This is a genomic window from Agromyces cerinus subsp. cerinus (genome assembly GCF_900142065.1).
GTDB classification, from domain to species: domain Bacteria; phylum Actinomycetota; class Actinomycetes; order Actinomycetales; family Microbacteriaceae; genus Agromyces; species Agromyces cerinus.
Genome location: NZ_FSRJ01000002.1, coordinates 779763 through 800003, shown reverse-complemented (window position 1 = coordinate 800003; position 20241 = coordinate 779763). Strand labels below are relative to the sequence as shown.

Genomic DNA, 20241 nt, shown 5'->3' with positions numbered 1-20241 from the left:
AGGGTCAACTCTAGGTGATTCCGAGCGTTTTCGCCAGTCGAGCGCGCAGACGGCCCGGGCCGGTGCGTCGCACTACGCCCCTGATCCGCCCCGCGCGGAGATCTCGGCCGCGAGCGACCCCGCCGCCGCTCGCGCCGCCGCCGCGTCCTCGGCCGAGAGTGCGGCCCGGGCGAGGGCTCTCGCGTCGTCGGCACCGAATCGCTTCAGCGAGGCACGGACGTCGGCGAGCGCCGAGGGCGACATCGACAGGCTGGTGGCCCCGAGACCGACGAGCACGACGGCCAGCAGCGGATCCGCAGCGGCCTCGCCGCAGATGCCGACGGGCCGCCCGAGCGCGACGCCGGCCGCACCCACCTCGGAGATGAGGCGCAGCACCGCGGGGTGCCACGGGTCCTGCAGCGTCGCCACGGTGCCGAGCAGGCGATCGGCGGCCATCGTGTACTGCGTGAGGTCGTTCGTGCCGATCGACGCGAAGTCGGCCGCCGCAAGCACACGGTCGGCGATCAGCGCCGCCGACGGCGTCTCGACCATCACGCCGGCGACGTCGATGCCGAGCTCCTTCGCGAGCCCCACGAAGTAGCGCGTCTCCTCGACGGTCGCGATCATCGGGGCCATGACCTGCAGTTCGGCCTCCGTCTCCGAGGCGGCGGCCGCGAGCGCGGTCAGCTGGTCGCGCAGGATCGCCTCGGCATGTCGGAGCGCTCGGATGCCGCGCAGCCCGAGTGCGGGGTTCGCCTCGGGCGCATCGTTGACGAAGGCGAGCGGCTTGTCGGCACCGGCGTCGAGCACGCGGACCACGACCTTCCGCCCGGGGAACGCGGCGAGCAGCCGTGCGTACTCGACCTGCTGCTCCCGCACGCTCGGGGCGACGTCGGCGCCGAGGAAGAGGAACTCGGTGCGGAAGAGCCCGACGCCCTCCGCGCCGAGGCGCACGGCCTCGGCCGCGTCATCGACGGAGCCGAGATTCGCGAGCAGCGGCACCGGCGTGCCGTCCGCGAGCGCGCCCGGTGCCGACGGTGCCGCAGCCGACGCGGCACGCTCCTCGATCCGGGCTCGCGCACCCGACAGCTGTTCGTCGGAGGGCGACACGATGACGAGGCCCCTGGCTGCATCGACGACGACGGTGTCGCCGTCGACGAGCCGCGCGGCGTCCGCAGCACCGACGACGGCGACGAGCGACCTCTCGCGGGCGAGGATGGCGGTGTGCGAGGTGGGACCGCCCTCGACGGTCACGAGCGCCTGCACCCGGTCGAGGTCGAGCAGCGCGGTGTCGGCGGGAGCGAGGTCGTGTGCGACGAGCACGAACGGATGGCCAGGGTCCGGCACGCCCGGCGCCGGCACCTGCATCAGCTCTGCGATCACCCGCTGGGAGACGTCGTCGAGATCGGCGGCCCGCTCCCCCAGGTAACCGCCCATCTCCGTGAGCCGTCGTCGATACGACGCGAACGCCTCGAAGACCGCGCGCTCCGCCGTGGCGCCCTCCGCCAGTTTCGCATCGACGAGGTCGACGAGACTCGGATCCTGGGCCATCATGGCCTGCGCCTCGAGCACGTCCTTGCCCGCTCCGCCGGCCATCGCGCCACGACGCGACAGCTCGGCGGCCACGGCGGACAGCGCATCCCCGGCCCGTGTCGATTCCCGCTCCGGATCGAGCGTGCTCGCCGTATCGGCGGGCTCCGGCAGTCGTTCAGCCATCCGCACGACCGGGCCGATGGCCACGCCCTGGCCGATCCCGGTCCCTGTGATCTCCCTCATCCGCCCGGCCTCCGTTGCGAGTATCCGTTCTGCATTCACCCTAGCCGCCTGCCGAGCGGGCGCCGAGAGGTTCGTGGCGGCGACCGGCGGGCCGAGAGCCACCCGACACCGTACGCACCACGGCGTTTCTGGTCGAAGCCTCACCCGACGCGCGAAGCGGCGTGCCGGCCCAGTGGATCAGGCGATGGGGGCGGGGCGCACCCCGAACCGCGCCAGCCCTGCGGCCCCGCCGTCGGCGGCGGTGAGCACCCAGATGCCGTCGGCGTGCACCGCGACGGAATGCTCCCAGTGCGCGGAGTCCGAACCGTCGGAGGTGGTGACGGTCCAGTCGTCGTCGCGCGTGAACGTGTCGACGGACCCGCCGACGATCATCGGCTCGATCGCCACGACGAGCCCGGGCTTGACCGCCGGTCCGCGACGATCCACGCGGTAGTTGAAGACGGGCGGTTCCTCGTGCATCGTGCGCCCGATGCCATGACCGACGTAGTCGGTGAGGATGCCGTACGCGCCCTCGCCGTGGACGAAGTCCTCGATCGCGGCGCCGACCTCGTTGAGGTGCGTGGCGCGCGCCAGCGTGGCGATGCCGAGCCACAGGGCGTCCTCGGTGACCCGGCTCAGCTCGCCACGGGAGGAGACCACGTCGGGCCGCTCGGCATCCGGCAGCACGACGGTGAACGCCGCATCGCCGTTCCAGCCGGCGACCTCCGCGCCGCCGTCGACCGAGACGATGTCGCCGGCACGGAACGGGCGGTCTCCGGGGATGCCGTGCACGACGTCGTCGTCGACCGAGACGCACAGTGTGTGCCGATATCCGGGCACGAGCTGGAAGTTCGGCACGCCGCCGCCCTCGCGGATCACACGCTCGGCAGCCGCATCGAGGTCGAGGGGCGTCGCGCCCGGGACGAGCAGTCGGCGCGCCTCCGCGAGTGCCGCAGCGGTCAGCTCACCGGCCGCCTGCATCGAGCGGAGCTCGGCAGGCGACTTGTAGATGGACCGTCGGAACACCGAACGGCTCAGGCGGAGACGCCGTTGGGCGCGAGCCCTCGTGCGGCGAGCGCCGAGAAGATGCGCTCGGTCACCTCGTCGAGCGTGCCGACGCCGTCGATGCGCACGACGGCACCACGGTCGCGGTACACGTCGAGGATCGGTGCGGTCTCGCGCTCGTAGATCGCCAGGCGGTTCGCGATGACCTCTTCGGTGTCGTCGGTGCGACCCTGGTCGGTCGCGCGCTGCTTCAGGCGACCGATGCTCTCCTCGCGGGGCACCACGAGCTCGATCACCGCGTCGAGCGCCTCGCCGCGACCAGTGAGGAACGCGTCGAGGTCGTCGACCTGACCGCGATTGCGCGGGTACCCGTCGAGGAGGAAGCCGCCCGCGGCATCCGCCTGCTCGAGTCGATCGCGCACGAGCTCGCTCGTGAGTTCGTCGGGAACGAGGTCACCGGCTTCGATGATCGCCTGGACGCGCTTGCCGAGTTCGGTGCCGCCTGCCACGTTCGCGCGGAAGATGTCTCCGGTGGCGACCTGGGGCACTCCGAACGCCTCCGCGACGAGCACACCCTGCGTCCCTTTGCCGGAACCCTGGGGGCCGACGATCAGGAAGCGAGCTGAGCCGGTAGCGGAAGCCGTCATCGGAGAAGTCCTTCGTAGTGTCGCTGCTGGAGCTGGGCGTCGATCTGCTTGACCGTCTCGAGGCCGACGCCGACGATGATCAGGATCGAAGCGCCGCCGAAGGGGAAGTTCTGGTCGGCTCCGACCATCGCGAATGCGATGAGCGGGATCAGGGCGATGAAGCCGAGGTAGAACGAGCCCGGGAGCGTGATGCGGGTGAGCACGTAGTCGAGGTACTCCGCGGTCGGGCGACCCGCACGGATGCCGGGGATGAAGCCGCCGTACTTCTTCATGTTCTCCGACACCTCGTCGGGGTTGAAGGTGATCGCGACGTAGAAGTACGTGAAGCCGACGATGAGCAGGAAGTACATCAGCATGTACAGCGGGTGGCCGCCCTGCGTCAGGTTGTTCGTGATCCAGGTGACCCAGGCCTGGGGCTGCTCGCCCGCCGCCGGGGTGTTGAACTGCGCGATGAGCGCCGGCAGGTAGAGCAGCGACGAGGCGAAGATGACCGGCACAACGCCCGCCATGTTGACCTTGATCGGGATGTAGGTGTTGTTGCCACCGTAGGTGCGCCTGCCGACCATGCGCTTGGCGTACTGCACCGGGATGCGCCGTTGCGACTGCTCGACGAACACGACGGCGACGACGACGAGGAGTCCGATGGCGAGCACGATCGCGAAGACGTCCCAGCCGCGTGCGATGCCGATGGCCCAGAGCGAGCCGGGGAACGTCGCGGCGATGGAGGTGAAGATGAGGAGCGACATGCCGTTGCCGATGCCGCGCTCGGTGATGAGCTCGCCCATCCACATGATGAGGCCGGTACCGGCGGTCATGGTGATGACCATGAGGAGGATCGCGTACCAGGCGTCGTTCGTGATGAGCTGCGAGCACTCGGGGGCGCTCGAGGGGAAGAGCGCGCCGGAGCGGGCGACCGTGATGAGCGTGGTCGACTGGAGCACGCCGAGGGCGATCGTGAGGTACCGGGTGTACTGGGTGAGGCGGCTCTGGCCGGCCTGACCCTCTTTGTACAGCGTCTCGAAGTGAGGGATCACGACGCGCAGCAGCTGAACGATGATCGACGCCGTGATGTAGGGCATGATGCCCAGCGCGAAGATCGACAACTGGAGCAGTGCGCCGCCCGAGAAGAGGTTCACGAGGTCGTAGAGACCCGTGGCCGTCTGGTTGGCGGCGAGACACGCCTGAACGTTGCCGAAGTCCACGAATGGCGCGGGAATGAACGAACCCAGCCGGAACAGGGCGACGATGCCCAGCGTGAAGCCGAGCTTGCGGCGAAGATCCGGCGTGCGGAAGATCCGCCCGATGGCGTTGAACACTCGTCCTCCTGTTGCTCCGTGTGGAGTCAGTCCATATGCGGCTCGAGCCAGTCGAGACCCCCGTGAATCATACGCGAGGTCCCGACTGGCTCGTGCAATCGGTGCTGTTTCCGGTCTACTTGACCGAGCCGCCAGCGGCGACGATCTTCTGCTCGGCCGAGCCGGAGACCTTGTCGACCGCGACGTTGAGCTTCACCTGGATGTCACCGTTGCCGAGAACCTTGACGCGCTCGTTCTTGCGAACGGCGCCCTTCTCGACGAGGTCGGCGATCGTGACGTCGCCGCCCTTCGGGTACAGCTCGGCGAGCTTCTCCAGGTTCACGACCTGGTACTCGACGCGGAACGGGTTCTTGAAGCCGCGGAGCTTCGGCGCACGCATGTGGTACGGAAGCTGGCCACCCTCGAACCCGGGGCGGATGTTGTTGCGAGCCTTCGAGCCCTTGGTACCGCGACCTGCCGTCTTGCCCTTCGAACCCTCACCGCGTCCGACGCGGGTCTTGTCCTTCTTGGCGCCGGGAGCGGGGCGGAGGTGGTGAACCTTCAGCACCTGCTCGCGCTTCTCCGCGACGTCCGCCTTGGCAGCGGCCGTCTTGGAGGACGCAGCCTTCGCGGGGGCCTTCTTCGCCGGAGCCTTCTCAGCGGCGGCCGAGTCGGCCTTCGCTGCGGTGGCCTTGGCGGGGGCCTTCTTCTCGGCGGCAGCCTTGGGGGCTGCCTTCGCGGCGGCGGGCTTGTCGGCCGTCTTCTTCGCCGGAGCCTTCTTGGGGGCTTCGGCGGCGACGTCCTTCTTCTCGTCAGCCATTAGTCAATCTCCTCAACCTTCACGAGGTGCGCGACGGTGTTCACGTAGCCGCGGTTCTGCGAGTTGTCCTCGCGAATCACCGAGTCACCGATGCGCTTGAGTCCGAGGCTGCGCAGCGTGTCGCGCTGGTACTGCTTCTCGCTCACCTTGGACTTGATCTGGGTCACCTTCAGCTGCTTGGCCATCAGGCACCTGCCTTCGCTGCTGCGGCGGCCTCGGCCGCCTGGGCCTCGGCACGCAGCAGACGGGCCGGAGCGACCTCGTCGTAGGCGAGGCCACGACGGGCTGCGACTGCACGGGGCTCTTCGAGCTCCTTCAGGGCGGCGACCGTGGCGTGCACGATGTTGATGGTGTTCGACGAGCCGAGCGACTTGCTCAGCACGTCGTGGATGCCGGCGCACTCGAGCACCGCACGCACGGGTCCACCGGCGATGACACCGGTACCGGCCGAAGCCGGGCGCAGCAGGACGACGCCGGCTGCGGCCTCACCCTGGACGGGGTGCGGGATGGTGGCTCCGACGCGGGGGACGCGGAAGAAGTTCTTCTTCGCCTCCTCGACGCCCTTCGAGATCGCAGTCGGGACCTCGCGCGCCTTGCCGTAGCCGACGCCGACGAGTCCGTTGCCGTCACCCACGACGACGAGCGCCGTGAAGCTGAAGCGACGGCCGCCCTTGACGACCTTCGACACGCGGTTGATGGTCACGACGCGCTCGAGGAACTGGCTCTTCTCGGCGTCACGGCCACCGCGGTCGCGGCCACCCTGGTTGCGGTCACGACCGCCGCCGCGACGGTTGTCGCGCTCGTTCCGAGCCGGCTCCGAAGCTGCTGCCGTCTCGACGGGTGCCTCTGCGGTCACCTCGGTCTCCTTCGTAGTGTTCTCGCTCACAGGTTGAGCCCTGCCTCTCGCGCTCCATCGGCGATCGCTGCGACACGACCGGCGTACTTGTTGCCGCCGCGGTCGAAGACGACGGACTCGATGCCGGCCTTCTTCGCACGCTCTGCGACGAGCTCGCCGACCTTCTTGGCCTTGGCGGTCTTGTCACCGTCGAACACACGGAGGTCTGCCTCCATGGTCGAGGCGCTGGCGACGGTCAGGCCCTTGCTGTCGTCGACGACCTGCACGAACACGTGACGTGCCGAGCGGGTGACGACGAGGCGCGGGCGCAGCTCGGTGCCGACGACCTTCTTGCGAAGGCGGGTGTGGCGGCGCGAACGCGCTGCCGTCTTGGTCTTCACAGCCATGATTACTTACCTGACTTTCCGGCCTTGCGACGCACGACCTCGCCGGCGTAGCGGATGCCCTTGCCCTTGTACGGCTCGGGCTTCTTGATCTTGCGGATGTTCGCGGCGACCTCGCCGACCGCCTGCTTGTCGATGCCCGCGACCGTGATCTTGTTGTTGCCCTCGACGGTCAACGTGATGCCGGTGGGTGCGTCGACGACGACGGGGTGCGAGAAACCGAGCGCGAGCTCGAGCGACGAGCCCTTCTGCGCGACGCGGTAACCGGTTCCGACGATCTCGAGCCCCTTGGAGTAGCCCTGGGTCACGCCGATGATCTGGTTGGCGATGAGGGTACGCGTGAGGCCGTGCAGCGAGCGCGAGGTGCGCTCGTCGTCGGGGCGTGTGACGAGAACCTGGTTCTCTTCGAGCTTGACCTCGATGGGGGCGGCGACGGTGAGCGCGAGCTCGCCCTTCGGGCCCTTCACCGAAACGGCCTGGCCGTCGATCTTGACCTCGACGCCCGCGGGGATGTCGATGGGGAGACGTCCGATTCGTGACATGGAACTACCACACGTAGGCGAGGACTTCTCCGCCTACGCCCTTCTTCTCGGCCTGACGGTCGGTGAGCAGACCGCTGGAGGTGGACAGGATGGCAACGCCGAGGCCGCCGAGCACCTTGGGGAGCTCCGTCGACTTCGCGTAGACGCGGAGGCCGGGCTTGGAGACGCGCTTGATGCCAGCGATCGAACGCTCGCGGTTGGGGCCGAACTTGAGCTGCAGCGTCAGCGTCTTGCCCACGCGAGCATCGGTCAGCTCGAAGTCCGCGATGTAGCCCTCCTTCTTCAAGATCTCGGCGATGTTCGCCTTGAGCTTGGAGTTGGGCATCGACACGGAGTCGTGGTGTGCGGAGTTCGCGTTCCGCAGACGGGTCAGCATGTCAGCGACCGGGTCGGTCATCGTCATGACGAGTGTTTCCTTACGTTCACCAGGTTTCAGCGCCCGTTACACGAGCGATGACCTGTGGTGTCGGTCTTCCACGGATGCGGGAGACCGGGTCGGATGCTGCGGGCGTGCGCCCGCAGCATCCGGGGTTCAGTTGGCGGACTCGGCCGACTTGAAGGGGAAGCCGAGCTGCTTGAGCAGCGCGCGGCCCTCTTCGTCCGTCTTGGCCGTGGTCACCACAGTGATGTCCATGCCGCGGACGCGGTCGATCTTGTCCTGGTCGATCTCGTGGAACATCGACTGCTCCGTGAGACCGAAGGTGTAGTTGCCGGTGCCGTCGAACTGCTTGTCCGAGAGACCGCGGAAGTCGCGGATACGGGGCAGTGCGAGCGAGAGCAGGCGGTCGAGGAACTCCCACATGCGGTCGCCGCGAAGCGTGACGTGGGCACCGATCGGCTGGCCCTCGCGCAGCTTGAACTGCGCGATGGACTTGCGAGCCTTGGTGACCTGCGGCTTCTGGCCGGTGATCTTGGTGAGATCGGCGATCGCGCCGTCGATGACCTTGCCATCGCGCGCGGCCTCGCCGACACCCATGTTCACGACGATCTTCACGAGACCCGGAACCTGGTGCACGTTGGTGTAGCCGTGCTCCTCGGTGAGGGTCTTCGAGATCTCGTCCCGGTACTTGGTCTTCAGGCGCGGCTGGATTTTGCCAGCCTGCGTAGCCGTGTCGGTCATTACAGGTCCTTACCTGACTTCTTTGCGTAGCGGACGCGGACGGTCTTCTCGACGCCGTCCTTCGTCACGGTCTCGATGCGGAAACCGACGCGGGTCGGCTTCTTCGACTCGGGGTCGACGAGTGCGACGTTCGAGACGTGGATCGGGGCCTCGACGGTCTCGATGCCGCCGGTCTTCGAGCCGCGCTGCGTCTGGCCGACGCGAACGTGCTTCGTCACGAAGTTGATGCCTTCGACGACGACGCGGTTCTCGGCGACGAGCACCTCGAGGACCTTGCCCTGCTTGCCACGGTCTCCGCCGCGAGCCTGGCTGCGGCCCGAGATGACCTGAACGAGGTCACCCTTCTTGATGTTGGCCATGACTAGATAACCTCCGGTGCCAGCGAGATGATCTTCATGAACTTCTTGTCGCGAAGCTCGCGACCGACCGGTCCGAAGATACGGGTGCCGCGGGGGTCACCATCGTTCTTCAGGATCACTGCGGCGTTCTCGTCGAACTTGATGTAGGAGCCGTCGGGACGACGGGTCTCCTTGACGGTGCGGACGATGACGGCCTTGACCACATCGCCCTTCTTGACGTTGCCGCCGGGGATCGCGTCCTTGACGGTCGCGACGATGGTGTCACCGAGGCCGGCGTACCGGCGCTTCGAGCCACCGAGGACGCGGATCGTGAGCAGCTCCTTGGCGCCGGTGTTGTCGGCGACCTTGACTCGTGATTCCTGCTGAAGCACTTTGAATCTCCTTCTTTCAAGTAAGCCCGAGGCTTACTTGGCCTTCTCGACGATCTCGACGAGGCGCCAGCGCTTCGTGGCGGAGAGGGGACGGGTCTCGCTGATCACGACGAGGTCGCCGATGCCGGCGGTGTTCAGCTCGTCGTGCGCCTTGACCTTCGAGGTACGGCGGATGACCTTGCCGTACAGCGGGTGCTTCACGCGGTCCTCGACCTCGACGACGATGGTCTTGTCCATCTTGTCGCTGACGACGTAGCCGCGACGAACCTTGCGGTAGCCGCGGACGAGCTCGGCCGCGGTGTCGACCTCGGCCGAAGCCTTCTTGGTCTCAGCCATGATCAGGCCTCCTTCGTCTCTTCGACCTCGGCTGCAGCATCAGCGGATGCCTCGGCCTTGGCCTTCTTCGTCTTCTTCTCGGCCTTGACCGGAACCTCGACCGGCGCGGGCGTTGCCCGGATGCCGAGTTCGCGCTCGCGGATGACCGTGTAGATGCGCGCGATGTCGCGCTTGACCGCCCGGAGGCGGCCGTGGCTTTCGAGCTGACCGGTGGCCGACTGGAAGCGCAGGTTGAACAGCTCTTCCTTGGCCTTCTTCAGCTCATCGACGAGTCGCTCGTCTTCAAAGGTGTCGAGCTCGACGGGGCTGAGCTCCTTGGTGCCGACGGCCATTATGCGTCGCCCTCCTCGCGCTTGATGATGCGTGCCTTGAGGGGCAGCTTGTGGATGGCACGGGTCATGGCCTCACGAGCGAGTTCCTCGGAGACGCCGGAGACCTCGAAGAGGACTCGACCCGGCTTGACGTTCGCGACCCACCACTCGGGCGAACCCTTACCGGAACCCATTCGGGTTTCGGCCGGCTTCTTCGTGAGCGGACGGTCGGGGTAGATGTTGATCCACACCTTGCCGCCGCGCTTGATGTGACGCGTCATGGCGATACGAGCGGACTCGATCTGACGGTTCGTCACGTACGCGGGGGTCAACGCCTGGATGCCGAACTCACCGAAGGTGACCTTCGTGCCGCCGGTGGCGTGGCCCGAACGGCCGGGGTGGTGCTGCTTGCGGTACTTGACTCGACGGGGAATCAACATGGTTATGCCTCAACTCCTGCTGCCACCGGCTCCTGCGCCTTGGGCGCTCGGCGGGGACGGTCACTGCGCTCGGGGCGCGACGACTTCTGGTTGGCCTGCTCGCGGGCGAGCTCCTTGTTGGTGATGTCGCCCTTGTAGATCCAGACCTTCACACCGATGCGGCCGAAGGTGGTCTTCGCCTCGTAGAAGCCGTAGTCGATGTTCGCGCGCAGGGTGTGCAGGGGCACACGGCCTTCGCGGTAGAACTCGGAACGGCTCATCTCGGCGCCGCCGAGGCGGCCGGAGACCTGGATGCGGACGCCCTTGGCGCCGGCGCGCTGAGCACCCTGCAGACCCTTGCGCATCGCGCGGCGGAATGCCACACGAGCGGAGAGCTGCTCGGCGATGCCCTGAGCGACGAGCTGAGCGTCGGCCTCGGGGTTCTTCACCTCGAGGATGTTCAGCTGGATCTGCTTGCCGCTGAGCTTCTCGAGGTCGGCGCGGATGCGCTCGGCCTCGGCGCCGCGGCGGCCGATCACGATGCCGGGACGTGCCGTGTGGATGTCCACGCGGACACGGTCGCGGGTGCGCTCGATCTCGATGCGCGAGACACCGGCGCGGTCCAGCGACGTCTGCAGCAGTCGACGGATCTTGATGTCTTCTGCAAGGTAGTCGGCGTAGCGCTGACCGGGCTTCGTCGAGTCGGAGAACCACCGCGACACATGGTCGGTGGTGATGCCGAGACGGAAGCCGTACGGGTTGACTTTCTGACCCATTACTTCGTACCCTCCTCGGGCGTGGCGAGCACGACGGTGATGTGGCTCGTTCGCTTGTTGATGCGGAAGGCACGACCCTGAGCGCGCGGCTGGAATCGCTTGAGGGTGGTGCCCTCATCGACGAATGCGCGGCTGATGTAGAGGTCCTGCTCGTCCAGGTAGGTGTTCGTGGCATCGGCCTTGACGCGAGCGTTCGCGATGGCCGAGGCGACGAGCTTGTACACCGGCTCGCTCGCACCCTGGGGGGCGAACTTCAGGATGGCAAGTGCCTCCTGTGCCTGGCGCCCGCGGATCATGTTGACGACGCGGCGGGCCTTCATGGGGGTGACGCGGATGTGTCGCACGCGTGCGATCGACTCCACCATTTCTTCTCCTCCTTCACGTCACCGCTTAGCGGCGACGGCCCTTCTTGTCGTCCTTCACGTGTCCACGGAAGGTGCGGGTGGGGGCGAACTCGCCGAGCTTGTGACCCACCATGGTCTCGGTGACGAACACCGGGATGTGCTTGCGGCCGTCGTGCACCGCGATGGTGTGACCCAGCATCGCCGGGATGATCATCGAGCGGCGCGACCACGTCTTGATGACGTTCTTGCTGCCGGCCTCGTTCGCCGTGATCACCTTGCGAAGCAGGTGGTCATCGACGAAGGGGCCCTTCTTCAGACTGCGTGGCATCTTCTACAACTCCTACTTGCGCTTCTTGCCGACGTTACGGCGGCGAACGATGAGCTTGTCGCTGGGAAGATCGCGCTTGCGCGTACGGCCTTCCTTCTGGCCCCAGGGGCTGACGGGGTGACGTCCACCGGACGTCTTGCCCTCGCCACCACCGTGCGGGTGGTCGACCGGGTTCATGGCGACACCACGCACGGTCGGGCGGACGCCCTTCCAGCGCATGCGGCCGGCCTTGCCCCAGTTGATGTTCGACTGCTCGGCGTTGCCGACCTCGCCGACGGTCGCGCGGCAGCGCGCGTCGACGTTGCGGATCTCGCCCGAGGGCAGGCGCAGCTGGGCGTAGGGGCCGTCCTTCGCAACGAGGCGAACGGAGGCACCGGCCGAGCGAGCCATCTTGGCACCGCCGCCGGGGCGCAGCTCGATGGCGTGCACCACGGTACCGGTGGGGATGTTCTTCAGCGGCAGGTTGTTGCCGGGCTTGATGTCGGCGCCGGGGCCCGACTCGACGATGTCGCCCTGCGAGAGCTTGTTCGGAGCCAGGATGTAGCGCTTGGTGCCGTCGACGAAGTGCAGCAGCGCGATGCGCGCGGTGCGGTTGGGGTCGTACTCGATGTGAGCGACCTTGGCGTTGACGCCGTCCTTGTCGTTGCGCTTGAAGTCGATCACGCGGTACTGGCGCTTGTGGCCACCACCGATGTGACGCGTCGTGATGCGGCCCTGGTTGTTGCGACCACCGGTCTTCGGCAGCGGGCGGAGCAGCGACTTCTCAGGCGTGGAGCGAGTGATCTCCGCGAAGTCGGCGACCGACGAACCGCGACGACCAGGAGTCGTGGGCTTGTACTTACGAATAGCCATTCTTATTCCTCTGCTCCCTAGCCGACAGCCGTGAAGATGTCGATCGAGCCGGACTTGAGGGTGACGATCGCGCGCTTGGTGTCCTTGCGCTTGCCCATGCCGAACCGGGTACGGCGGGTCTTGCCCTGACGGTTCAGGGTGTTGATCGACGCCACCTGGACGTTGAAGATCTTCTCGATGGCGAGCTTGATCTCGGTCTTGTTCGAGCGGGGGTCCACGATGAACGTGTACTTGCCCTCGTCGATCAGGCCGTAGCTCTTCTCCGAGACGACGGGCGCGATGATGATGTCGCGCGGGTCCTTGTTGTTCGCGGCGGCACTCATGCCGAGACCTCTTCCTTCTTCGCCGACTTCGAGGCCACGAAGGACTCGAGTGCGGCGGTGCTGAAGACGATGTCGTCCGAGACGAGCACGTCGTAGGCGTTCAGCTGGTCGACGCGCAGCACGTGCACGGTCGGGATGTTCCGCACCGCGCGCTGCGAGAGCTCTTCACCGGGCGCGAGCACGATGAGGAAGCGCTTCGCCGGAGCGATCGCTGCGAGGAGCGCGACGGCTTCCTTGGTCTTCGGCGTCTCGCTGGCCGTGAAGGCGGTGACCGCGTGGACGCGGCCGCCGCGAGCGCGGTCGGAGAGCGAGCCGAGGAGGGCCGCTGCGATCATCTTCTTGGGGGTGCGCTGCGAGTAGTCGCGCGGCTGCGGGCCGTGCACGACGCCACCGCCGGTCATCTGAGGAGCGCGGATCGAACCCTGACGGGCGCGGCCGGTGCCCTTCTGCTTGAACGGCTTGCGACCGGCGCCGGAAACCTCGCCGCGGGTCTTGGTCTTGTGCGTACCCTGGCGCGCTGCTGCGAGCTGGGCCACGACGACCTGGTGGATGAGCGGGACGTTGGTCTGCACGTCGAAGAGTTCGGCGGGCAGCTCGACCGAGCCGGACTTCTTGCCGGTCGCGTCGAGCACGTCAATGGTGTTGGCGGTAGCCATGGACTACGCCCCCTTCACTGCGTTGCGGACGAAAACGAGACGGCCGCGAGCACCGGGAACCGCGCCCTTGACGAGCAGCAGGCCCTTCTCGGCGTCGACGGCGTGCACGCGGAGGTTGAGCACGGTCACGCGCTCGCCACCCATGCGGCCGGCCATGCGCATGCCCTTGAAGACGCGGCTGGGCGTCGACGAGGCACCGATGGAACCGGGCTTGCGGTGGTTGCGGTGCGAACCGTGCGAAGCGGAGACACCCTTGAAGTTGTGGCGCTTCATGACACCGGCGAAGCCCTTGCCCTTGCTCGTGCCGACGACGTCGACGAGCTGGCCGGCCTCGAAGGCACCCTCGACGGGGAGCTCCTGGCCGAGGGAGTACGACGCGGCGTCCGCGGTGCGGACCTCGGTCAGGTGGCGACGGGGGGTCACGCCTGCGGCGGCGAAGTGGCCGGTCGCGGGCTGGTTGACCTTGCGCGGGTCGATGGCGCCTGCAGCGATCTGCACAGCCTCGTAGCCGTCCTTCTCGACGGTGCGGAGCTGGGTGACCACGTTGGGGGCGATCTCGATGACGGTCACGGGCACGAGCTTGTTGTTCTCGTCCCACACCTGGGTCATGCCGAGCTTGGTGCCGAGCAGACCCTTCACGTTCTTGGTAGCGGAAGACATCTGTTACCTCAGAGCTTGATCTCGATGTTGACGTCGGCCGGCAGGTCGAGTCGCATGAGCGAGTCGACGGCCTTGGGCGTCGGGTCCACGATGTCGATGAGACGCTTGTGGGTGCGCATCTCGAAGTGCTCGCGGCTGTCCTTGTACTTGTGGGGCGATCGGATGACGCACACCACGTTCTTCTCCGTCGGAAGCGGCACGGGGCCGACGACCGTGGCACCCGCGCGGGTCACCGTGTCGACGATCTTGCGCGCCGAGGTGTCGATGACCTCGTGGTCATACGACTTCAGTCGAATGCGGATCTTCTGTCCCGCCATTGCTGACTCTCTCTCTGTCAAGGCGTCTTACCCCTTCCGAGGGCATCGGACGCCGCGTAGCTACTCCGTGTGAAGCACCACTGTTCTTCTGTCAAAGGCCGGTGATCGAGCCTGTCGAAACCACCCGCCCGGATGAACCGGGGCGGTGCTCTCGACACGCTCGACCTTCGAGCCCGCCGACGCGCACGCAGACATGGTCGCCCATGGCGTTGTGAGTGTCGGTTTGTCTGTTCTCCTGCCTGCGGCCTAACCTGACCCCCGCCTGAGCCCCGTTGGAACGGGGCGAACCGGGTGGTTATGCACTGCCTGACAGTGATCCGATCAGCGCGCACGAGTGCACGCGTTCGAAATGTTGAACTCATCGAGTTTGCCACAATGAGTGCCTTCATGCAACCCGGGCGTGTCGCGCCCGTCCGGTTCACAGGGATGTCGCAGACGAGGACGTTCCGACCCCGCGACATCCGTGATGGAATCGACATGACGACCACGTCTGGAGGCGTACATGACCGAGCATGCGCATCAGGTGAGCGAGCGGATCGGGCCGGGCAGCGTCTCGGTCAGCCGGACCGGCGAACGCACGTTCGAGGGCGTGAACGAGCGCGGGTCGACCGTGCGCATCGGGCCGGCGGAGGCCGAGGGGCACTTCACCCCCGGCGAGCTGCTGAAGCTCGCCCTCGCGGGCTGTGCCGGCATGAGCGCCGACCGGGTCGTAGCTCGGCGGCTCGGCGACGACTTCGCGATGACGGTCTGGTCGCACGGCACCTCTGACTCCGAGAACCGGTACTCGCACGTCGACGAGGAGCTGCTGCTCGACCTCTCGTCGCTCGACGAGGCCGAGCGCGCGAAGCTCATCGACCTCATGGTCAAGGCGATCGACCGGTCCTGCACGGTGGCGCGCAGTGTTCACGGCAGCATCGAACTGGCGACGACGATCGACGGCACACCCGTCTGACCTCGCTCAGTCTCGCTCGCTGCGCGAACACGCGACGTTGCCCTCGGCCGCGACGCCTGGCGCGACCACCCCGGCTCCGACCACGAGCGCGATCACGGCACCGGTGGCGCCGAGCACGACCGCCGGCCGAGCGCGCAGGCCATGGGTCGGGGTGCGGAACGGGTCTTCGATGTACCGCTTCGAAAGGCCCGCGACGACGAACGAGACCGCGACGAGCAGCACCATGAGCCACGGCGGGCTCGGCATGCCCGTGAGGTACGGCACGAACATGAAGATCGGCCAGTGCCACAGGTAGAGCGAGTACGAGACGTCGCCCATCCACTGCACGGGCGCCAGCGCGGCGAGCCGGGCCGGCGACCACGCGAGCTGCGGCATGCCCGCCCAGATCACCGCGAGCGTGCCGATCACTGGCGCGAGCACGATCGCACCGGGGAACACCTCGGGCGATCGGAACGTGACGATCGGCACGACGATGACCGCGAGCCCGGCGAGTGACACGGCGGCACGCATGCCCTCGTGCCCCCGAAGCGGCGTCGCGGCGACGAGCGCGAGCAGTCCCCCGACGCCGAACTCCCACGTGCGCGTGAACGTCGAGAAGTAGGCGAGGTCGGGGTCCTGCGCCGTCAGCACGACGCAGTGCACGAATGATGCCACGGTCACCGCGCCGAGCAGGAGCAGGAGGACCCGCCGCGTGCCGACTCCCCTGCGCGCCGCGAACCAGATGGCGACGATCAGCAGCAGCGGCCAGAACAGGTAGAACTGCTCCTCGACCGAGAGCGACCAGAAGTGCTGCACGGGCGTCGATTCGAGATCCGCCCGTCGCGGGATCTGGGAGTCGATCGCGAGCTGCCAGTTCTCGTAGTAGAGCGCGCTCGCGACGATCTCCCTGAACCACGAACGCCATTCGCGCTGGGGCACGAGCAGGATTGTGAGCACCGACACCACGGCGAGCACGGTGACGGCGGCGGGCAGGATCCGCCGGGCCCGCCGGAGGTAGAAGGTGCGGAGCGAGATGCGCCCGCGCTGCTCGGCATCGCGCAGCAGCAGCCCCGTGATCAGGAACCCCGAGACGACGAAGAAGACGTCGACGCCCATGTAGCCGGCCGGCGCGACGGCGGGCCACCCGTGGTGGAGCACGACCGCTCCGACGGCGAGCGCCCGAAGAGCCTGAATCTCAGGGCGAACCGTCGATCGAACCAATGGCGCGGGGGAAGTTGCCATCCAGTCCAGCGTAGAACCGTCGCACCCGTCAGGGAAGGGCGGATCCACGGGGCACACGGACGCCGCCCGACCCGGTGCCGCCGGCAGCCCTCCCCCTGCCTCGGGTTGTGGACGAAGCCCCCGTGGGTACACGAAAGGGGCCGGGCCCGAAGGCCCGACCCCTGTCGGCGATCAGTAGGTGAACCTACTTGACGATCTTGGTGACCGTACCGGCACCCACGGTGCGTCCACCCTCACGGATGGCGAAGCCGAGGCCCTCTTCCATGGCGATGGGCTGGATCAGCTCAACGGTCATGTCGGTGGTGTCGCCGGGCATGACCATCTCGGTGCCCTCGGGCAGCGTGATGACGCCGGTGACGTCGGTGGTGCGGAAGTAGAACTGCGGACGGTAGTTCGCGTAGAACGGGTTGTGACGCCCGCCTTCCTCCTTGGAGAGGATGTACGCGGTGCCCTCGAAGCCCGTGTGCGGGGTGACCGAGCCGGGTGCGACGACGACCTGGCCGCGCTCCACGTCTTCGCGCTTGGTGCCGCGAAGGAGCAGACCGCAGTTCTCGCCGGCCCATGCCTCGTCGAGCTGCTTGTGGAACATCTCGATACCGGTGACCGTGGTCTTCTGCGTCGGGCGGATGCCGACGATCTCGACCTCGGAGTTGATCTTCAGCGTGCCACGCTCGGCGCGGCCCGTGACGACGGTTCCACGACCGGTGATCGTGAAGACGTCCTCGACCGGCATGAGGAACGGCTTGTCCTTGTCGCGGATCGGGTCGGGGATGTTGTTGTCCACGGCCTCCATGAGGTCGAGGATCGACTGAACCCACTTCTCGTCGCCCTCGAGCGCCTTGAGGCCCGACACGCGGACGACGGGGGCGTTCTCATCGAAGCCCTGGCTGGCGAGCAGCTCCGAGACCTCGAGCTCGACGAGCTCCAGGATCTCCTCGTCGTCGACCATGTCGGACTTGTTCAGCGCGACGAGCAGGTACGGCACGCCGACCTGCTTGGCGAGCAGCACGTGCTCACGCGTCTGAGCCATCGGGCCGTCGGTCGCCGCGACCACGAGGATCGCGCCGTCCATCTGAGCCGCACCGGTGATCATGTTCTTGATGTAGTCGGCGTGACCAGGGGCGTCGACGTGCGCGTAGTGGCGCTTCGGCGTCTCGTACTCGACGTGCGAGATGTTGATCGTGATGCCGCGCTGGCGCTCTTCGGGAGCGGAGTCGATCGACGCGAAGTCGCGCTGCACGTTGGTGGCCGACGGGTACTTGTCGGCGAGCACCTTCGAGATAGCTGCGGTGAGCGTGGTCTTGCCGTGGTCGACGTGACCGATCGTTCCGATGTTGACGTGCGGCTTGGTCCGCTCGAACTTGGCCTTAGCCACTGTGGGTCCTCCTCAGGACTCGTGTAGAACCGCCGGGCGCTGGATTGCGACCGGAGGTCTACGGGGGTTGTGTTGATATGTTACGCGAACCGGAAGGTTCGTGCGTATCGGACTATTCGCCCTTGTTCTTCTGGACGATCTCGTCGGCCACAGCCTTCGGGACCTCCGCGTAGCTCTGGAACTCCATCGAGTACACCGCGCGACCAGAGGTCTTCGACCGAAGGTCGCCGATGTAACCGAACATCTCCGAGAGCGGGACGTGCGCACGCACGACCTTCACGCCTGCGGCATCCTCCATGGACTGGATCTGACCGCGACGCGAGTTCAGGTCGCCGATGACGTCGCCCATGTACTCCTCAGGAGTACGGACTTCGACGGACATCAGCGGTTCGAGCAGAACGGGGTTCGCCTTGCGAGCGGCTTCCTTGAAGCCCATCGAGCCGGCGATCTTGAACGCCATCTCCGAGGAGTCGACGTCGTGGGCTGCACCGTCGAGGATCGACGCCTTGACGCCGACCATCGGGTATCCGGCGAGGATGCCGTACTGCATGGCATCGCGGAAACCGGCATCGATCGAGGGGATGTACTCGCGCGGGATGCGGCCACCGGTGACCTTGTTCTCGAACTCGTAGATCTTGTCGCCTTCGATCTCGAGCGGCTCGATCGCGAACTGGATCTTCGCGAACTGGCCGGAACCACCGGTCTGCTTCTTGTGGGTGTAGTCGTGCTTCTCGACCGCGCGCTTGATCGTCTCGCGGTACGCGACCTGGGGCTTGCCCACGTTGGCCTCGACGTTGAACTCGCGCTTCATGCGGTCGACCAGGATGTCGAGGTGGAGCTCGCCCATGCCCTTGATGACCGTCTGACCGGTCTCCTGGTTCTGCTCGGTGCGGAAGGTCGGGTCCTCTTCGGCGAGCTTCTGGATCGCCGTGCCGAGCTTCTCCTGGTCGGCCTTGGTCTTCGGCTCGATGGCGACCTCGATGACGGGCTCGGGGAAGGTCATCGACTCGAGGACGACCTGGTTGTTCGGGTCGCAGAGGGTGTCACCGGTGGTGGTGTCCTTCAGGCCGATCACCGCGTAGATGTTGCCGGCGGTCACCGAGTCGATCGGGATCTCCTTGTTGGCGTGCATCTGGAAGATCTTGCCGATGCGCTCCTTCTTGCCCTTGGTCGAGTTGACGACCTGGGCGCCGCTGTCGAGGCGACCGGAGTAGACGCGCACGTAGGTGAGGCGACCGAAGAACGGGTGCACCGCGACCTTGAACGCGAGGGCCGTGAACGGCTCCGACGCGTCGGCGTGACGCATGACGACCTTCTCCTCGTCGCGAGCGTCGTGCGCCTCGATGGCGGGCACGTCGAGCGGCGACGGGAGGTAGTCGATGACGGCGTCGAGCATCGGCTGCACGCCGCGGTTCTTGAACGCCGAACCGCAGAGCACGGGGTAGATCTCGGAGTTGACGGTGAGCTTGCGGATCGCGGCCTTGATCTCGGCCACGGTCAGCTCTTCGCCGCCGAAGTACTTCTCCATCAGAGCGTCGTCGGTCTCGGCGACGACCTCGAGCAGCGCGGTGCGGTACTCGGCGGCCTTGTCGACGAGGTCGGCGGGGATCTCCTCGATGGCGTACTCGGCGCCCATCTTGACGTCACCCTTGGCGTCGCCGCGCCACGTGAGCGCACGCATCTCGACCAGGTCGACGACGCCCTCGAATGCGGACTCCGAACCGATCGGAAGCTGCAGCACGAGGGGCTTCGCGCCGAGGCGGCTGATGATGGTGTCGACCGTGAAGTAGAAGTCGGCGCCGAGCTTGTCCATCTTGTTGACGAAGCAGATGCGCGGGACGTCGTACTTGTCGGCCTGGCGCCAGACGGTCTCGGACTGGGGCTCGACGCCCTCCTTGCCGTCGAAGACGGCGACCGCACCATCGAGCACGCGGAGCGAGCGCTCGACCTCGACCGTGAAGTCCACGTGGCCGGGGGTGTCGATGATGTTGATCTGGTTCTTGTTCCAGTAGCAGGTCACGGCGGCAGACGTGATCGTGATGCCGCGCTCCTTCTCCTGCTCCATCCAGTCGGTCGTCGAGGCGCCGTCGTGGGTCTCGCCGATCTTGTGGTTGACGCCCGTGTAGAACAGGATGCGCTCGGTCGTGGTGGTCTTGCCGGCATCGATGTGCGCCATGATGCCGATGTTGCGGACCTTGTTCAGGTCGGTGAGCACGTCTTGTGCCACGGGGGTTCCTCC

At 66.9% G+C, this 20241-nt stretch carries 28 protein-coding genes; 1 reads left to right on the top strand and 27 read right to left on the bottom strand.

The features are described from left to right. Positions 1-72: 72 nt before the first annotated feature. The 24 genes from ptsP to rpsJ all read right to left on the bottom strand — a co-directional run bounded on the left by ptsP (position 73) and on the right by rpsJ (position 14454). Positions 73-1755 (bottom strand): phosphoenolpyruvate--protein phosphotransferase, encoded by a 1683-nt coding sequence (gene ptsP / locus BUR99_RS09740; protein ID WP_074260120.1) that lies wholly within the window; start codon positions 1753-1755, stop codon positions 73-75. Positions 1756-1932: 177 nt separating this feature from the next. Then, positions 1933-2760 carry a type I methionyl aminopeptidase gene (gene map, locus BUR99_RS09735; RefSeq protein WP_074260119.1) on the bottom strand — a complete coding sequence of 276 codons (828 nt, stop codon included), beginning with the start codon at positions 2758-2760 and terminating at the stop codon, positions 1933-1935. A gap of 8 nt (positions 2761-2768) precedes the next feature. Continuing rightward, positions 2769-3386 (bottom strand): adenylate kinase, encoded by a 618-nt coding sequence (locus BUR99_RS09730; RefSeq protein ID WP_074260118.1) that lies wholly within the window; start codon positions 3384-3386, stop codon positions 2769-2771. Further along, positions 3383-4702 carry a preprotein translocase subunit SecY gene (gene secY, locus BUR99_RS09725; protein WP_074260117.1) on the bottom strand — a complete coding sequence of 440 codons (1320 nt, stop codon included), beginning with the start codon at positions 4700-4702 and terminating at the stop codon, positions 3383-3385. The genes BUR99_RS09730 and secY overlap by 4 nt, the downstream gene beginning before the upstream one ends. A 115-nt stretch (positions 4703-4817) precedes the next feature. Then, positions 4818-5501 carry a 50S ribosomal protein L15 gene (rplO, locus tag BUR99_RS20545; RefSeq protein WP_074260116.1) on the bottom strand — a complete coding sequence of 228 codons (684 nt, stop codon included), beginning with the start codon at positions 5499-5501 and terminating at the stop codon, positions 4818-4820. Further along, complete coding sequence (gene rpmD / locus BUR99_RS09715; protein ID WP_074260115.1) at positions 5501-5686, bottom strand: 50S ribosomal protein L30; 186 nt, start codon at positions 5684-5686, stop codon at positions 5501-5503. Before rpmD ends, rplO begins: the two co-directional genes overlap by 1 nt. Beyond that, the gene (gene rpsE / locus BUR99_RS09710) at positions 5686-6387 is read right to left on the bottom strand and encodes a 30S ribosomal protein S5 (protein WP_074260114.1); all 702 of its coding nucleotides are present in this window, start codon (positions 6385-6387) and stop codon (positions 5686-5688) included. The genes rpmD and rpsE overlap by 1 nt, the downstream gene beginning before the upstream one ends. Continuing rightward, positions 6384-6743, bottom strand: coding sequence for a 50S ribosomal protein L18 (gene rplR, locus BUR99_RS09705; protein WP_056010846.1), 360 nt, complete (start codon positions 6741-6743; stop codon positions 6384-6386). The genes rpsE and rplR overlap by 4 nt, the downstream gene beginning before the upstream one ends. A gap of 2 nt (positions 6744-6745) precedes the next feature. Then, positions 6746-7282 (bottom strand): 50S ribosomal protein L6, encoded by a 537-nt coding sequence (gene rplF, locus BUR99_RS09700; RefSeq protein WP_074260113.1) that lies wholly within the window; start codon positions 7280-7282, stop codon positions 6746-6748. Positions 7283-7286: 4 nt separating this feature from the next. Beyond that, positions 7287-7685: a 30S ribosomal protein S8 gene (rpsH, locus tag BUR99_RS09695; RefSeq protein WP_056010852.1), complete on the bottom strand. Its 399-nt coding sequence runs from the start codon at positions 7683-7685 to the stop codon at positions 7287-7289. Positions 7686-7814: 129 nt separating this feature from the next. Continuing rightward, positions 7815-8402 carry a 50S ribosomal protein L5 gene (rplE, locus tag BUR99_RS09690; protein ID WP_074260112.1) on the bottom strand — a complete coding sequence of 196 codons (588 nt, stop codon included), beginning with the start codon at positions 8400-8402 and terminating at the stop codon, positions 7815-7817. Further along, the gene (gene rplX, locus BUR99_RS09685; protein ID WP_074260111.1) at positions 8402-8761 is read right to left on the bottom strand and encodes a 50S ribosomal protein L24; all 360 of its coding nucleotides are present in this window, start codon (positions 8759-8761) and stop codon (positions 8402-8404) included. Before rplX ends, rplE begins: the two co-directional genes overlap by 1 nt. A 2-nt stretch (positions 8762-8763) precedes the next feature. Beyond that, positions 8764-9132: a 50S ribosomal protein L14 gene (gene rplN / locus BUR99_RS09680; protein WP_056652970.1), complete on the bottom strand. Its 369-nt coding sequence runs from the start codon at positions 9130-9132 to the stop codon at positions 8764-8766. 33 nt (positions 9133-9165) lie between these two features. Beyond that, on the bottom strand, positions 9166-9468 hold the full coding sequence (rpsQ, locus tag BUR99_RS09675) for a 30S ribosomal protein S17 (protein ID WP_074260110.1): 303 nt from the start codon (positions 9466-9468) through the stop codon (positions 9166-9168). A 2-nt stretch (positions 9469-9470) separates the two neighbouring features. Further along, positions 9471-9800: a 50S ribosomal protein L29 gene (gene rpmC, locus BUR99_RS20645; RefSeq protein WP_074260109.1), complete on the bottom strand. Its 330-nt coding sequence runs from the start codon at positions 9798-9800 to the stop codon at positions 9471-9473. Then, positions 9800-10219, bottom strand: a complete 420-nt coding sequence (gene rplP / locus BUR99_RS09665; protein ID WP_056010870.1) for a 50S ribosomal protein L16 — start codon at positions 10217-10219, stop codon at positions 9800-9802. Before rplP ends, rpmC begins: the two co-directional genes overlap by 1 nt. Positions 10220-10221: 2 nt before the next feature. Continuing rightward, the gene (gene rpsC, locus BUR99_RS09660; RefSeq protein WP_056010873.1) at positions 10222-10974 is read right to left on the bottom strand and encodes a 30S ribosomal protein S3; all 753 of its coding nucleotides are present in this window, start codon (positions 10972-10974) and stop codon (positions 10222-10224) included. Next, positions 10974-11339 (bottom strand): 50S ribosomal protein L22, encoded by a 366-nt coding sequence (gene rplV, locus BUR99_RS09655; protein ID WP_074260108.1) that lies wholly within the window; start codon positions 11337-11339, stop codon positions 10974-10976. The genes rpsC and rplV overlap by 1 nt, the downstream gene beginning before the upstream one ends. 25 nt (positions 11340-11364) lie before the next feature. Beyond that, positions 11365-11646, bottom strand: a complete 282-nt coding sequence (rpsS, locus tag BUR99_RS09650; protein ID WP_056010880.1) for a 30S ribosomal protein S19 — start codon at positions 11644-11646, stop codon at positions 11365-11367. Between the two features lie 12 nt (positions 11647-11658). Continuing rightward, positions 11659-12498 (bottom strand): 50S ribosomal protein L2, encoded by an 840-nt coding sequence (gene rplB, locus BUR99_RS09645; RefSeq protein WP_074260107.1) that lies wholly within the window; start codon positions 12496-12498, stop codon positions 11659-11661. 17 nt (positions 12499-12515) lie between these two features. Further along, entirely contained in the window at positions 12516-12821 is a 306-nt protein-coding gene (gene rplW / locus BUR99_RS09640) for a 50S ribosomal protein L23 (RefSeq protein ID WP_074260106.1), read from the bottom strand. Then, positions 12818-13477 (bottom strand): 50S ribosomal protein L4, encoded by a 660-nt coding sequence (gene rplD / locus BUR99_RS09635; protein WP_074260105.1) that lies wholly within the window; start codon positions 13475-13477, stop codon positions 12818-12820. Before rplD ends, rplW begins: the two co-directional genes overlap by 4 nt. 3 nt (positions 13478-13480) lie before the next feature. Continuing rightward, positions 13481-14137, bottom strand: coding sequence for a 50S ribosomal protein L3 (rplC, locus tag BUR99_RS09630; RefSeq protein WP_074260104.1), 657 nt, complete (start codon positions 14135-14137; stop codon positions 13481-13483). Positions 14138-14145: 8 nt separating this feature from the next. After that, positions 14146-14454 carry a 30S ribosomal protein S10 gene (rpsJ, locus tag BUR99_RS09625; RefSeq protein WP_017201594.1) on the bottom strand — a complete coding sequence of 103 codons (309 nt, stop codon included), beginning with the start codon at positions 14452-14454 and terminating at the stop codon, positions 14146-14148. Between the two features lie 502 nt (positions 14455-14956). On the opposite strand from rpsJ, the gene BUR99_RS09620 reads away from it, so the two are divergent. Then, positions 14957-15406 (top strand): OsmC family protein, encoded by a 450-nt coding sequence (locus tag BUR99_RS09620; protein WP_074260103.1) that lies wholly within the window; start codon positions 14957-14959, stop codon positions 15404-15406. A gap of 6 nt (positions 15407-15412) precedes the next feature. Here BUR99_RS09620 and BUR99_RS09615 read toward each other — a convergent pair whose 3' ends face one another. From BUR99_RS09615 to fusA, 3 genes are all read right to left on the bottom strand, one after another. After that, entirely contained in the window at positions 15413-16627 is a 1215-nt protein-coding gene (locus tag BUR99_RS09615; RefSeq protein ID WP_084183871.1) for an acyltransferase family protein, read from the bottom strand. 184 nt (positions 16628-16811) lie between these two features. Beyond that, positions 16812-18002, bottom strand: a complete 1191-nt coding sequence (gene tuf, locus BUR99_RS09610) for an elongation factor Tu (RefSeq protein WP_056010902.1) — start codon at positions 18000-18002, stop codon at positions 16812-16814. Positions 18003-18114: 112 nt separating this feature from the next. Next, positions 18115-20229 carry an elongation factor G gene (gene fusA / locus BUR99_RS09605; protein ID WP_074260101.1) on the bottom strand — a complete coding sequence of 705 codons (2115 nt, stop codon included), beginning with the start codon at positions 20227-20229 and terminating at the stop codon, positions 18115-18117. Positions 20230-20241 lie beyond the last annotated feature (12 nt).